Origin of the sequence: Caballeronia calidae, assembly GCF_900044055.2 — a bacterium.
Lineage (GTDB): Bacteria > Pseudomonadota > Gammaproteobacteria > Burkholderiales > Burkholderiaceae > Caballeronia > Caballeronia calidae.
Genome location: NZ_FCOX02000009.1, coordinates 77,416 through 91,274, shown reverse-complemented (window position 1 = coordinate 91,274; position 13,859 = coordinate 77,416). Strand labels below are relative to the sequence as shown.

Annotated in this window: 12 protein-coding genes and 1 riboswitch; of the genes, 7 read left to right on the top strand and 5 right to left on the bottom strand. The window is 64.1% G+C overall.

Features of this window, described 5'->3' with window-relative positions; genetic code table 11:
• The first annotated feature begins 408 nt into the window (after positions 1–408).
• The 4 genes from AWB78_RS11495 to AWB78_RS11475 all read left to right on the top strand — a co-directional run bounded on the left by AWB78_RS11495 (position 409) and on the right by AWB78_RS11475 (position 5,005).
• Positions 409–1,155 (top strand): c-type cytochrome, encoded by a 747-nt coding sequence (locus AWB78_RS11495; protein WP_062604698.1) that lies wholly within the window; start codon positions 409–411, stop codon positions 1,153–1,155.
• A gap of 21 nt (positions 1,156–1,176) precedes the next feature.
• On the top strand, positions 1,177–2,475 hold the full coding sequence (locus AWB78_RS11490) for a c-type cytochrome (protein WP_062604697.1): 1,299 nt from the start codon (positions 1,177–1,179) through the stop codon (positions 2,473–2,475).
• Positions 2,476–2,598: 123 nt separating this feature from the next.
• Positions 2,599–3,219: a PAQR family membrane homeostasis protein TrhA gene (trhA, locus tag AWB78_RS11485; protein WP_062604696.1), complete on the top strand. Its 621-nt coding sequence runs from the start codon at positions 2,599–2,601 to the stop codon at positions 3,217–3,219.
• A gap of 235 nt (positions 3,220–3,454) precedes the next feature.
• Positions 3,455–5,005, top strand: a complete 1,551-nt coding sequence (locus tag AWB78_RS11475) for a DEAD/DEAH box helicase (protein ID WP_062604694.1) — start codon at positions 3,455–3,457, stop codon at positions 5,003–5,005.
• Positions 5,006–5,052: 47 nt separating this feature from the next.
• Here AWB78_RS11475 and AWB78_RS11470 read toward each other — a convergent pair whose 3' ends face one another.
• The 4 genes from AWB78_RS11470 to ggt form a co-directional block, all read right to left on the bottom strand.
• Positions 5,053–5,562, bottom strand: a complete 510-nt coding sequence (locus tag AWB78_RS11470) for a hypothetical protein (RefSeq protein ID WP_062604769.1) — start codon at positions 5,560–5,562, stop codon at positions 5,053–5,055.
• A 15-nt stretch (positions 5,563–5,577) separates the two neighbouring features.
• On the bottom strand, positions 5,578–6,402 hold the full coding sequence (locus tag AWB78_RS11465) for a ferritin-like domain-containing protein (protein ID WP_062604693.1): 825 nt from the start codon (positions 6,400–6,402) through the stop codon (positions 5,578–5,580).
• A 351-nt stretch (positions 6,403–6,753) separates the two neighbouring features.
• Positions 6,754–8,103, bottom strand: coding sequence for an MFS transporter (locus AWB78_RS11460; RefSeq protein WP_062604692.1), 1,350 nt, complete (start codon positions 8,101–8,103; stop codon positions 6,754–6,756).
• Positions 8,104–8,225: 122 nt separating this feature from the next.
• Positions 8,226–9,863 (bottom strand): gamma-glutamyltransferase, encoded by a 1,638-nt coding sequence (gene ggt / locus AWB78_RS11455; RefSeq protein ID WP_062604691.1) that lies wholly within the window; start codon positions 9,861–9,863, stop codon positions 8,226–8,228.
• A gap of 461 nt (positions 9,864–10,324) precedes the next feature.
• On the opposite strand from ggt, the gene AWB78_RS11450 reads away from it, so the two are divergent.
• A complete protein-coding gene (locus tag AWB78_RS11450) occupies positions 10,325–10,522 on the top strand; it encodes a hypothetical protein (RefSeq protein ID WP_008351420.1) in 198 nt (65 codons plus the stop codon).
• Between the two features lie 72 nt (positions 10,523–10,594).
• Here AWB78_RS11450 and AWB78_RS11445 read toward each other — a convergent pair whose 3' ends face one another.
• Entirely contained in the window at positions 10,595–10,975 is a 381-nt protein-coding gene (locus AWB78_RS11445; protein WP_062604690.1) for a hypothetical protein, read from the bottom strand.
• Positions 10,976–11,186: 211 nt separating this feature from the next.
• Between AWB78_RS11445 and glpK the strand changes: the two genes are divergently transcribed.
• Together glpK and ribB are read left to right on the top strand one after the other, a co-directional pair.
• Positions 11,187–12,683, top strand: a complete 1,497-nt coding sequence (glpK, locus tag AWB78_RS11440; protein ID WP_062604689.1) for a glycerol kinase GlpK — start codon at positions 11,187–11,189, stop codon at positions 12,681–12,683.
• A gap of 117 nt (positions 12,684–12,800) precedes the next feature.
• A riboswitch (FMN riboswitch) is annotated at positions 12,801–12,966 on the top strand.
• Positions 12,967–13,116: 150 nt separating this feature from the next.
• Entirely contained in the window at positions 13,117–13,854 is a 738-nt protein-coding gene (gene ribB, locus AWB78_RS11435; RefSeq protein ID WP_062604688.1) for a 3,4-dihydroxy-2-butanone-4-phosphate synthase, read from the top strand.
• Positions 13,855–13,859: the final 5 nt, after the last annotated feature.

The following is a 13,859-nucleotide window of genomic DNA, read 5'->3' as shown; positions in this document are numbered from 1 at the left end:
GAGAACGTGCGGAGTCTAAACGAACCTCCACGGTGCAGCACAACATCGAACGCGCGCGAAACGCCTTGAATTTTTGCCGGACGCTTCCGAAACTGCATGAAGCACGTCGGAATGACGCGGCTCATTCGGGTCGATGATTTGTCGAAACGCAATGAAGCGTGCGTGCATCCCGGGTTCGTCGCGGGCGGTCAATAGCCGCGCGGCATATTGTCGCGAATGCGCTGCAGTGGGACTTAGAGCCAGATTGTGTCAAATAGTCATCATCATGCTTCGATGATAGAATGCCGCGTCGCATCAGAGGCTCGTCGAGCCGCTGTGGCCGTGGTCCGCCACCCACCGCCCCTTGCGTGGCCGTGGTTCGCCACCTTCGCACCGAGCCGCACGAAGCTCGGCAGGTCCCCGAATTTCATGGAGTGTCGCGTGTTTTCAAGACGCATTTTTCGTCCGCTGCTCGCTATGGCTTTTGCCTCGGCTCTGGTAGGCAGCGCTGGCGTTTTCAGCTCCGCCGCGCAGGCGCAAAACCAGCCGATCGCACCGGATACGATGGCCGCTCGCGTGCAAGGCTGCACCGCGTGCCACGGCGTTCACGGTGAAGGCACGGACAACGACTACTTCCCGCGTCTTGCCGGCAAACCTGCCGACTACCTGTACAACCAGCTCCAGAACTTCCGCGAAGGCCGGCGCAAGTACCCGCCGATGAACTACCTCGTCACGTATCTCTCGGACGATTACCTTCATCAGATCGCGACGTACTTCTCGAACCAGCGTCCGCCGTATCCGCAGCCGGCCAAGTCGAATGTCTCGGCCACGGCGCTCGCGCGCGGCCAGCAGATCGTGCTGAACGGCGATAGCTCGAAGAACATTCCCGCGTGCGCGGCCTGCCACGGCAAGGGTCTGACCGGCATGCAGCCGGCCATCCCGGGTCTCGTCGGCCTGCATTCGGACTACATCAGCGCGCAAGTCGGCGCATGGAAGTCGGGCACGCGTCACGCGAAGGCGCCCGACTGCATGCAGCAGATCGCCTCGCGCCTGACGGACGACGACGTGACCGCCGTCGCCGCCTGGCTGTCCACGCAACAAGCACCCGCCAACCCGGTGCCCGCGCCCGCTGGCTCGTTGAAGATGCCGCTCAAGTGCGGCAGCGAACCGCAATAAGGCGTCTGGAGCGACAACATAATGAAACGCAAGTCCCTGTTCGCACTTTCCTCGGCTGTCGTGGTGGCAGCCGTCGCAGCCGGCGCCGTCCTCTGGTCGGGCGGCGACAATCTGCATTCGGGCGGCGCCATCGCGGCAACGCCTGCCGACAAAGCCGCGCTCGTCAAGCAAGGCGAGTACCTCGCGCGCGCCGGCGACTGTATCGCGTGCCACACGGTGCGCGGCGGCAAGCAGTTCGCGGGCGGCCTGCCGATGGCCACGCCGTTCGGCACGATGTTCACGCCGAACATCACGCCGGACGATCAATACGGCATCGGCAAGTGGACCTCCGACGACTTCTATCGCGCGATGCACACCGGCCGCTCGAAGGACGGTTCGCTGCTGTATCCGGGCTTCCCGTTCACGAGCTACACGAAGGTCACGCGCGCCGACTCCGACGCGATCTACGCGTACCTGCGCTCGGTCCCGCCGGTTTCCGAGCCGAGCCGTCCGCATGAACTGCGCTTCCCGTTCAACAACCGCAACCTGCTGATCGGCTGGCGCACGCTGTTCTTCAGCGAAGGCGAGTACAAGCCGGATCCGACCAAGTCGGTCGAATGGAACCGCGGCGCGTATCTCGTCGAAGGCCTCGGCCACTGCGGCATGTGCCACACGTCGATCAACGCGATGGGCGGCCCGGTCAACTCGGCGGCCTTCGCCGGCGGCCTGATCCCGCTGCAGAACTGGTATGCGCCGTCGCTCACGTCGAACAAGGAAGCGGGTCTCGGCGACTGGGACATCAAGGACATCAACGATCTGCTGAAGACCGGCGTGTCGCAGCGCGGCGCGGTGTTCGGTCCGATGGCCGAAGTGGTCCATAACAGCCTGCAGTACATGACCGACGCGGACATCAACGCGATGTCGACGTATCTCAAGTCGATCCCGCAGAAGAAGGAAGCGCCGGAAGTCATGCAGCTCGAGACCTCCGACAAATTCGGCGGCGAGCTGCTCACGCTGGGCAAGAAGGTGTACACCGAGAACTGCGCGAAGTGCCACGCGGAGAACGGTCTCGGCAAGCCGCCTGCTTACCCGCCGCTCGCGAACAACCCGTCGATCCAGATGCAATCGGCCGTCAATCCGATCCGCATGACGCTGAACGGCGGCTATCCGCCGAGTACGGAAGGCAACCCCATGCCGCACGGCATGCCGCCTTTCGCGCAGTCGCTGTCGGATACGGATGTCGCCGCGGTCGTGACGTACATCCGGATGTCGTGGGGCAACCACGGCACGCCGGTGTCGCCGCAGCAGGTGAGCAACCTGCGTTCGGCACCGCTCGACTGAGGTCCGACGGCCACTGCCGACGTTCATCGCATCGACAGCGTACAATACGCTCTGGGGCGCAGCCTTCGTAGTTGGGGCCGCGCCCTTTGCTTTTTTGCGCATTCGTTTTTGCGGCAGGGTGTCATGCATGCAGGTGAGCGTTTCAACAGCATCAGCCATTTGATCGGCGCGCTGCTCTCGGTGGCGGGACTGACCGCCCTCGTGATCATGGGCGCGCTCGACGGCGACGCGTACAAGGTCGTCAGCTTCTCGGTGTATGGCGCGATGCTCTGCGCGCTCTACATCGTCTCCACGCTGTATCACTGCGCGCGTACGCCGCGCATGAAAGCGGTGCTGCAGAAGTGCGATCACTCGGCCATCTACTTGTTGATCGCGGGCAGCTACACGCCGTATACACTAGTGACCTTGCGTGGTCCCTGGGGCTGGTCGCTCTTCGGCGTGAGCTGGGGGCTTGCCGTGCTCGGCATCACGCAGGAACTCACGCTCGGGCGCCGAACCCGCAGCGTATCGATGATGCTGTACGTGCTGATGGGATGGCTCGCGCTCGTTGCCATTCATCCGCTCGTGACGGCGCTGCCAACCGCGGGGACCGCGTGGCTGGTGGCGGGCGGCGTGATTTACAGCGCCGGCATTTATTTTTTCATCAACGACGAGCGCATCCGGCACGGACACGGAATCTGGCATCTGTTCGTGCTCGCAGGCAGCCTGTGCCAGTTCGTGAGCGTCGCGCGCTATGTCGCGTGAGCGCCGGACAGAAACGGGCGCCGCTGCGTCGCAGTGTCATCGATGCAACTTACCGCCAGATGACGTGTCTTGATAGCACGTCGAACCTCGCGGCAACGCCGGGCGATCGCTGATCGCCGACTGGCCCGCCGCCCGATTCATTTCCGAGCGTCGCACATGCGCTCTGCCGGCCGAACCATGATTCGCCGCAGCCTCGATTCGCATGCGCGCCGTTCGACACAACGAACACCAATTTATGTCTTTTGATTCACTTGGCCTGTCTGAACCTTTGCTTCGCGCCGTCAACGAACTCGGCTATTCCAGTCCCACTCCGATCCAGCTTCAGGCGATTCCCGCCGTTCTGAAAGGCGGCGACCTGCTCGCGGGCGCGCAGACCGGCACGGGCAAGACCGCCGGCTTCACGCTGCCGATCCTCCAACGCCTGTCGCAACTCGCGCCCGCCACGGGCGGCGCCAAGCGCCCGGTGCGCGCGCTGATCCTCACGCCGACGCGCGAACTCGCGGCGCAAGTCGAGGAAAGCGTGCGCGCGTACGGCAAATATCTGAAGCTCAAGTCGACGGTGATGTTCGGCGGCGTCGGCATCAATCCGCAGATCGACGCGCTGCGCCGCGGCGTCGATATCGTCGTGGCTACGCCCGGACGTCTGCTCGATCACATGCAACAAAAGACGATCGACGTTTCGCAGCTCGAAATTCTCGTGCTCGACGAAGCCGATCGCATGCTCGACATGGGCTTCATCCACGACATCAAGCGCGTGCTCGCGCGCCTGCCCGCCAAGCGCCAGAACCTGCTGTTCTCGGCCACGTTCTCCGACGAGATCAAGGCGCTCGCCGACAGCCTGCTCGATTCGCCCGCGCTCATCGAAGTCGCGCGCCGCAATACCACGGCGGAGACGGTCGACCAGAAGATCCATCCGGTCGATCGCGATCGCAAGCGCGAACTGCTCACGCATCTCATCCGCGGCAACAACTGGTTCCAGGTGCTCGTTTTCACGCGCACGAAGCACGGCGCGAACCGCCTCGCCGAGCAATTGACGAAGGACGGCATCAGCGCGCTCGCGATTCACGGCAACAAGAGCCAGTCGGCACGCACCCGCGCGCTCAGCGAATTCAAGGCCGAGACGCTGCAGGTGCTGGTCGCGACCGATATCGCGGCACGCGGCATCGACATCGATCAACTGCCGCACGTCGTCAACTTCGATCTGCCGAACGTGCCGGAAGACTACGTGCATCGTATCGGCCGCACGGGGCGCGCGGGCGCGGAAGGCGAAGCGGTGTCGCTCGTGTGCGTGGACGAGCATCAACTGCTGAAGGACATCGAACGCCTCATCAAGCGGCCGATTCCGCGCGAAGTGATCGCCGGCTTCGAGCCGGACCCGAACGCGAAGCCGGAGCCGATCCAGCGTCGCAGCCAGGGGCGCCCTCAGGGTCAGGGCGGCCAAGGGCGTCAAAGTCCGCGCAACGGTGAGGCCCGTCCGAACGGCGAAGCGCGACGCACTGGCAATGGCACTGGCAATGGCGAGCCGCGCCGCGACGGCGGTCGTCCGAACGGCGAGGCGCGCGGCGCACGTCCGTCGAACGGAAACAATAGCGGCAAGTCCGGCGCGCAGCCTTCACGCGAAGCGCGCAATCACAACAAGCCGAACGCGGGTACGGGCTCGGCGCCGCGGCGTTCGGAACCGGCGCAGGCGGGCCATGTCGCCAATGCGCGCAAGCCGGCGGCCAATCCCGGCGCGCTGCTGGGCGGCCGGCGCGACGCGTTGCGCTCGGGCGATCGCGGCCGTTGAGCCATTCGATGTGATTCGATGCGGCGCGAGCGCGCCGCATCGGTGCTTCAGGCGGCGGCGCTCGCCGCCCGCTTCAGCCATTCGAGCTGCTCGCGCCAGCGCGCGAGCACCGGTTGCGCTTCAGTCAGTTCGAACGCGATTCCATTCCGGAGTCGCGCATATCCCACCCGCTGAATTTCTCCGCTCTCGATCGTGCCGACGAAGCACGCGAGCGGCACGTCGTTGAGCGGTACGCGGCGCGCATCGAGATGCACCTGATAGAACGCCTCATCGAACACGAAGGCGAGCGTCGCGCGTCCGGTTGCGGCGACGGCCTGCGCGGTCCGCGACGCGGGCCACAGCGCGAAGGCGAGCGTGCGCGCATCGGGCGCGAGCAGTTCGCCTACGCTCAAAAGCGCTGTGCGCACCCGATGCGCGTGATCGGCCGCGCACAGCGATGCGGTGAAACCGCGATCCGCAATGGCGAGCGTGCCGTCGAAGAGCGCACGCAACTCGGGCGGCCATTCGTCGAAGACGGAATGCGATGAAAGCGGATTTGGCGCGTTGGAATCGGTCATCGCGTCGAGCAAGTTTTATCGGAAGAACAGCTGCGTCATCTTCGAGAGCGGATAGTGCACGCCGGGCTGAATGCGCGCGGGCAAGTCGAGCGGCTTGAGCAGCATCTTGATGGCCTGATCCGCTGACAGATTGCGCCGCACGAGCGCGTTCACGCGCGCCGAAAGGTCGCGGTTGTACTCCGCGTCCTGCGCACGCTCAGGATAACGAATGGCGAAGACATGCCGCAGTGCAATCTCGGAATCCTCGCTTTTCAGCTCCATCACGCGCCGCACGAGGGCGCCGAGCACGGCCATGCGGCCATTGCCTTCGATCTTGTTCCACTTCTTGAAGAAATGGAAAAAGTGCTTGTAGTGCCGCACTTCGTCGGTGCGGATGTTGTCGGTGATCTCCTTGAGCACCGGTTCATCCGAGCATTCGCCAATCGCGCGATAGAGCGTGGCCGTTCCCGTCTCGACGACGCAGCGCGCCACCATTTCGAGGGCGCGCTTCTTCTCGAATTCCTCATAGGAACACGTGAGCGAGTATTCGTCGAAGAAATTCCTGAACGCAGTGTCCCAGTCGAACTCGGGCCACACGTGATTGATATATGTCTTGAGTGCCCTGCCGTGCTGCATCTCTTCGGGCTCCCATTCATTGTTGAGCCACGCCGAGATCTCGGGGTCGTCGTGAAAATACTTGCTGAGATTGCTCGTGTAGAGATCGGTGCCGCTCTCGATGAATGAGCAGGCGCACAGCAACAAGAGAAGATGTTCGTTCGATACCGCCTTCTGACGATCGATCCGGGCGAGATCGATGTCTTCGATGCGCCACGGCATCACGTGGCTACTTTCTGCGTGCATATATCGCGCTCCCAGGCTGAACTGAACGCGCCATCGGCCAGCAAGAGACGGCCGATGTCAGGCGACGCCGTGAACGGTTCGGTCGCAGCGTCCTCAACTTCAAGTCTTGACGGCTTGTTTTTCCATCTTAGCCGCCCTGCAACGAGTTTGCAGGCATGGGGACAGACTCGCTCGCGGCGTGCCGGTTCCTTTGATGCCAAATTCTTACGAGTCGTAGCGAGCGGCCATCGATGCAGTGCTGCATGAAACATGCCGATCGGGCGTCCACGGGAAGTTTGAAAAGCCCCAAAAAGCACGAAGGCGGCCGAAGCCGCCCCTTTGATTGGAATGAGGAATACCCGACCTGCGACGTCAGGTGCCACGCCGCGCGCTGCGCATGCGCCACGCGACGATCGCGAGCGATACGCCCGACAACACCGCGGCGAACAGCACGTAGTAACTCGGCGCGAGCTTGTCGCCGGTGGCATGGATGAACGCCTCGACGATCGTCGGCGCGAATCCGCCGAACAGCGTGACGCCGAGCGCGTAGCCGATCGAGAGGCCGGTGGAACGCACGCGCGTCGGGAAGATTTCCGACATGAGCGCGGGCATCGGGCCGGAATACGCCGCCTTGAGAATGCCGGCGACCGCTTGCAACACGACGAGCGACGCGACCGTCGGATGCGCCTGCAGCCACGCAAACATCGGATAAATCGTCACGCCCATGAAGATCGACGTGCCGAGCATGATGCGGATGCGCCCGACCCGGTCGGACAGCGCGCCCATCAATGGCGAAAACATGAACTGCAGTCCGCCGTTGAGCACCACGACGGCGAACGACGCCGTGGCCGGCAGATGCAGTTGCTTCACGGCGTACATCGGCATATAGAGCTGCAGCACATACACGCCGACCGTCGATTGCGCGACGATGCCGACGGCGAGCAGCAGATTCAGCCACTGGTTCGAGAACGAGACGCCCGGTGAGCTCGCCTTCTTCGCGGGACGCGTCGCGAGAAATTCCGGCGTTTCGTCCAGATGCGAGCGAATGTAGTAGCCGACCGGCCCGACGAGCAGCCCGAAAACGAAAGGAATGCGCCAGCCCCAGCTTTCGAGTTGCGGCTGCGGCAGCCACGCGCTCAGAACCGAGCCGAACGCCGCGGCCATGATCGCGGCAAGGCCCTGGCTCGCGAACTGCCAGCTCGCGTAATAGCCGCGCCGCGCCTCGCTGTGCTCGACCATGAACGCGGTCGCGCTGCCGAACTCCCCGCCGACCGCGAAGCCTTGCACGAGACGCGCGAGCAGGATCAACAGCGGCGCCGCCACGCCGATGTGCTGATACGACGGCATCACGGCCATCGTCAGGGTGCCGACCATCATCAGCAGAATGGCGAGCGTGAGCGCGGCCTTGCGCCCTTTGCGGTCGCCGTAGACGCCCAGCACGATCGCGCCGAGCGGGCGCATCAGGAACGAGATGCCGAACGTGCCGATAGCCAGCATCGTCGAGAGCCACTCGTCGTTCGTCGGAAAGAACGCCTTCGCGATGACCGTCGCGAAGTAGCCGTAGACGAGAAAGTCGAACCACTCGAGCGCATTGCCCACCGACGATGAAAATACGATGCGACGAATCATCGCCTTCGACGGCGGTGCTTTCGGCGTGAACGTTTCGCTATTCGCCGCCGCGGCCTCTCGAGCATTCGGCGTCTCATACACCTGTTCGTTCATGATGTCCCTCTCTTGCGCCCGGCGCGGGCGCGCGGTCCCCTTCGCCGGCCCGGGAGCGGCGAATGGACGCTATGTCTCGTTGGATGGAGGCCGGTCACATGACGCGGCCTCCGACGGTGAAGTCAGAACCCGGCAGCGAGTCCGTCGCGCCGGCTGTCGCTCGCCGCGACGTAGCCACGCTCGGGATCGTTGCGATCCAGCTTCCAGATGTACTGGCCGGAGCCGAAGTCCATGTACGGATCGTCGATGGACTTGATCGTGTGGCCGAGCCCTTCGAGCGCACGCGCGGTGTCGAGATCGAGCGTGGCTTCGATGTCGATCGTGAAGTCGCGGTTCACCTTCCAGCGCGGCGCGTCGCATGCGGCCTGCGGCTGCTGGCCGTAGTCGAGCATGCGCACGATCGATTGCAGGTGGCCTTGGGGCTGCATGTCGCCGCCCATCACGCCAAAGCTCATGACGGCTTCGCGGGCGCCGTCGACTTCCTGCGTCAGGAAAGCGGGAATGATCGTATGGAACGGGCGCTTGCCGCCCTCGACCACATTTGCGGACTTCGGGTCCATCGAGAAGCCACAACCGCGGTTCTGCAACGCGATGCCGGTTTCCGGCACGACCACGCCCGAGCCGAAGCCCATGTAGTTCGACTGGATGAAGCTCACCATCATGCCGCGCTCGTCGGCGACGGACATATAGATGGTGCCGCCCGCCTTCGGCATGCCGAAATCGAACTGCGTGGCCTTGACCGGATCGATGAGTTTCGCGCGTTCCGTCAGGTAGGCGTCGTCGAGCATCTGCTCGGGCGTCACTTCCATGGAGCGCGGATCGGCGACGTAGCGATAGACGTCGGCGAAGGCGAGCTTCATCGCCTCGATCTGCAAGTGCTGCGACTCGATGCGGTCCACCGACAGCGCACTGACATCGAACTTGTCGAGAATGCCGAGCGCGATCAACGCGGCAATGCCCTGCCCGTTCGGCGGAATCTCGTGCACCGTGTAGCCGCGATAGTCCTTGCTGATCGGCTCGACCCAGTCCGCGCGATAGCCGCGCAGGTCGTTCATGGTCAACGCGGCGCCGCCCTCTCGCGCGAACGCGGCGATGCGCTCCGCGATCTCGCCTTCGTAGAAGGCGCGCGGACCGTGCTGCGCGAGCAGGCGCAGCGTCTTCGCGTGGCCCGGAAAGCGCACGAGCTCACTTACTTCAGGAGCGCGGCCGTGCGGCATGAACACATCCGCGAAACCCGGCTGATTCTTCAGCTCGGGCACCGCCGCCGCCCACTTGTACGCGACGATGCTCGCCACCGCATGACCGCGCTCGGCGATCTCGATGGCCGGCTCCATCAGGTCCGCGAACGGCAGCGAGCCGAACTTCGTATGCAGCGCCTCCCATCCGGCGATGACGCCCGGCACGGTCACCGCGTCCCAGCCGCGCTTGGGCTGGCGCGCGAGGCCGTTTTCCTCGCCGTACTTGTGGCGGAAATAATCGACGTTCCAGGCCGCCGGCGACACGCCCGACGCGTTCAAACCGTGAAGCTTCCTGCCGTCCCAGACGAGCGCGAAGGCGTCGCCGCCCAGGCCGCAGGACACCGGCTCGACCACAGTGATGGCCGCTGCGGCGGCAATGGCTGCATCGACGGCATTGCCGCCTTTCCACAGCATGCGCAGGCCCGCTTGCGCGGCGAGCGGATGGGAGGTCGAAACGATATTGCGGGCGAACACCGGCAAGCGCGGCGTGGGATACGGGTTTTGCCAGTTGAAGCGAGTCATTGAATGAAGTCCGAAATACCAGCGGGCAGAACTACCCTGGCGATTTTGAGGGAAGGCCGGGCAAAAGACGAATATTGCATTGTCCGCTTAATCCGAAACAAATTCATTTATCGTATAAATTAATGAATAACGCGCATGGGTCGCTCGCGCCGTTGCGGCTGCTGAAAGCGATTCAGCGATGCACCATGCTTGTGTGCACTGCGGCACGAAGTTCATGTCGATTCTTCGAATTTCCGGCAGCCATGGACCGCCTCCCTCGTGGCAAAAAGTCAAAGCGAAAATTTTCGTTTCGAATTTGGCACTTGTCAGACGCTTGCCTACAATCCCAATTCCCGGCAACCGCAGCACAAAATCAACGCGCTTGCCCGGCTTTTCAGTTTTCCCCGCACAACGTTTCGATGCAAAAAGATCCGGCTTACAAAGCCGGCTGCTTATGCCGTTCGGTCGTCATGGAGAACACAATGCTGAGTCCGCACGAATTTGCCACGCTGCTATTGGTTCAGGAAGCACCCAATCAGGTCGACATGGAACGCGAGGAGCTCGACGCCCTGCTCGAACGCCAGCTCGTTCAACTCGAAAATCTCGCATCAGGACGCCAGCAATGGCGCCTCACCGCCACCGGTGATTCCACCGTCAAGGCTTTCAAGCGTTACTCGTAGCGCGGCAGGACTCGGGGCGCGGCCGGCGGCTGCGTCCGTCTCACCCTCCTTCGCATCTCGGATCAAGCCGCTTCATCCGGCGCGTAGCGTCGGATCGACCGCTGCTCGCCAGCTCAGCGCCTGCGCTCGCTGATCGAGGAAGAAATTCGCCCATGCGCTTTGCGCCTCGGGGCCGGGATTCGCGCGATAAGCGCGATAGCGCTCGGCGATCCCCGCCTGGAACGCGCAGTAGCGCTCCTTCGACAGCCCGCCGCGCCGCTGGGCCACATAGGCATCGAAAAAAGCCGAGTAGACCGATTGCGCGTCCGCGCCGTAATCGACCGGGGACGTTCCGCACATCTCTTGCAGCGCACTGAACGACGGCGCGCCTCTCGTGCCATCCAGGTTCGGCGTGCCCACGCAGCCCGCCAGAATCGCCGCGCCCAGCACGCCTGAAGCCATCAGCATTCGCATCGCAGCCCCCTCGTTCGAATTCGTGCAGCCAGTATCGGACGAACGGAACGGTCGCGCCACTCGGCCGAATGGCATAGGCATTTTGCACTCGACGCAAAAGGTGTTGATCGGCTTATGCCGTTCGGCCGAGTTGTCCGCGGCGGCCCGGTCCGATAGATTGCCCGAACGAACATCGGCGGACATCGACGTCCACCCAGACCCGGAGAAGACCATGCAGGATCAGTACGTTCTCGCGCTCGACCAGGGCACCACCAGCTCGCGCGCCATGCTTTTCGACAGAAAAGGCAACGTCGTGTCCGTGGCGCAGAAGGAATTCCAGCAGATTTATCCGGAAGCGGGCTGGGTCGAGCACGACCCGCAGGAAATCTGGTCGACGCAGGCGGGCGTCGCCGCGGAAGCCGTCACGCGCGCCGGCGCGAGCGCCTCGTCGATCGCGGCGGTCGGCATCACGAATCAGCGCGAAACCACGATCGTCTGGGACCGCGAGACGGGCAAGCCCGTCTATAACGCGATCGTCTGGCAGGACCGCCGCACCGCCGCGTTTTGCGACGAACTGAAATCGCGCGGCCTCGAAGCGATGGTGCGCGCGAAAACCGGCCTGCCCATCGACGCATATTTCTCCGCGACGAAAATCCGCTGGATCCTCGATAACGTCGAAGGCGCGCGCGACAAGGCGAAGCAGGGACAGCTCGCGTTCGGCACCGTCGACAGCTGGCTCATGTGGAATTTCACGCGGCACGGCATGCATGTCACCGACATCACGAACGCCTCGCGCACGATGCTCTTCAACATTCACGAGCGGCGCTGGGACGACGAACTCCTCGACGCGCTCGACATTCCGCGCAGCATGCTGCCCGAAGTGCGCACGTCGTCGGAGGTGTACGGCACGACGCAAGGCGCCGTGTTCGCCGCGGACCTCCCGCTCGCATCGCTCGCCGGCGATCAGCACGCCGCGCTCTTCGGACAAATGTGCACGGATTCCGGCATGGTGAAGAACACCTACGGCACCGGCTGCTTTCTCGTCATGAACACGGGCGACAAGCCGATCGAATCGCGCAACAACCTCGTGACGACGATCGCCTGGCAAATCGGCGATCAGGTCAGCTACGCGCTCGAAGGCAGCATCTTCATCGCCGGCGCGGTCGTGCAATGGCTGCGCGACGGGCTCGGGCTCATCCGCCGCGCCAGCGAGGTCGAAACGCTCGCGCGCGGCGTGCCGCATAGTGACGGCGTCTATCTCGTGCCGGCCTTCGCCGGTCTCGGCGCGCCGCACTGGAACGCGCGCGCACGCGGCACGCTCTTCGGTGTGACACGGGGCACGACGTCGGGGCATATCGCGCGGGCGGCGTTGGACTCCATCGCGTATCAATCGCTCGACGTGCTGAAGGCGATGGAAGCGGATTCCGGCATACGCATCGGCGAATTGCGGGTCGATGGCGGAGCCTGCGCGAATGACCTGCTGATGCAGTTCCAGGCGGACATCCTCGGCGTCGATGTCGCGCGCCCGCGCATCGCGGAAACCACGGCGCTCGGCGCGGCCTATCTGGCGGGGCTCGCAGTCGGCTACTGGAAGGATGTCGACGAACTCAAGGCTCAATGGCAACTGGAGCGACGTTTCACGCCTTCGATGCCCGCGCCCGAGATCGAATCGTGTCTCGCCGGATGGCGACGCGCGGTCGACGCGGCAAAAACCTGGGCGGACAGCTAGGGCGCGCGAGCAGCATATGTCGTTTTCCGGAAAGGCCGCGACGCATGCGGCAGTGCAAAAAATGATCGCGTGCGGTATCCTAAAAAAGCCGTCGAGTGTTGAGCTTGCCGGCGTTCAGTACGTCTTCAGGGCGGGGTGTAATTCCCCACCGGCGGTATGTGGCGAGGCTTCGAGGCCGGACCACGAGCCCGCGAGCGCCCGCGCGATCAATTCATGCGCGGGGTCAGCAGATCTGGTGCGAAGCCAGAGCCGACGGTCACAGTCCGGATGAGAGAAGATGTGCAGATGGTCATGTCCGTTCCCCTTGGCGATTCATGCATCGCGCCGAACCGGACGACGCCGCGCCTTTTGGTGCGTCGCCGCGGGGTGCCGTTCTGTCTGTTTGCAATGCCCTGAAACGTTTTTCGCCCAATTTTTCGCGAGAGCGTTTCACATGTCCCAGATTCAGTTCACCAGCAGCCTGTCGTTCGCCGCCCCCGCCGTCATCGCCGATGACGCCACTGCCGATCTCCCGCAACTCGCTTCGTTCGAGATTCCCCCGCGCATCGCTGCCGCGCTCGACGCCATGCGCGCAGGCCGCCCCGTCGTTCTCCAGGACGACGACGATCGCGAAAACGAAGCCGATCTGATCGTCGCCGCCGAAAAACTCACCGATGCCACGATGGCGCTTCTGATCCGCGAATGCAGCGGCATCGTCTGCCTGTGCCTGCCGGACGAAAAAGTGCGCGCGCTCGAACTTCCGCCGATGGCCGCCGCGAACGGCAGCCGCTACGGCACCGCGTTCACGGTGTCGATCGAGGCGCGGGAAGGCGTGACCACGGGTGTGTCGGCGGCCGATCGCGTGACGACGATCCGCGCGGCCATTGCCGATCAAGCGAAGCCGGCCGACATCGTGCGGCCCGGCCACGTGTTCCCGCTGCGCGCGATGCCGGGCGGCGTGCTCGCGCGGCGCGGCCATACGGAAGGCACGGTCGATCTGGCGATTCTCGCGGGCCTCAAGCCGGCGGGCGTGCTGTGCGAACTGATGAACGCCGACGGCACGATGACGCGCGGCGCGCAGGTCGAGCGCTTCGCGAAGGAACACGCGCTGCCGATGCTCACCATCGCGGAACTGGTCGAATTCCGCGCGGCGCTGGCAGCCGCGCGCGAAGCCGTCGAGGAAGCGGCTTAAGCCGG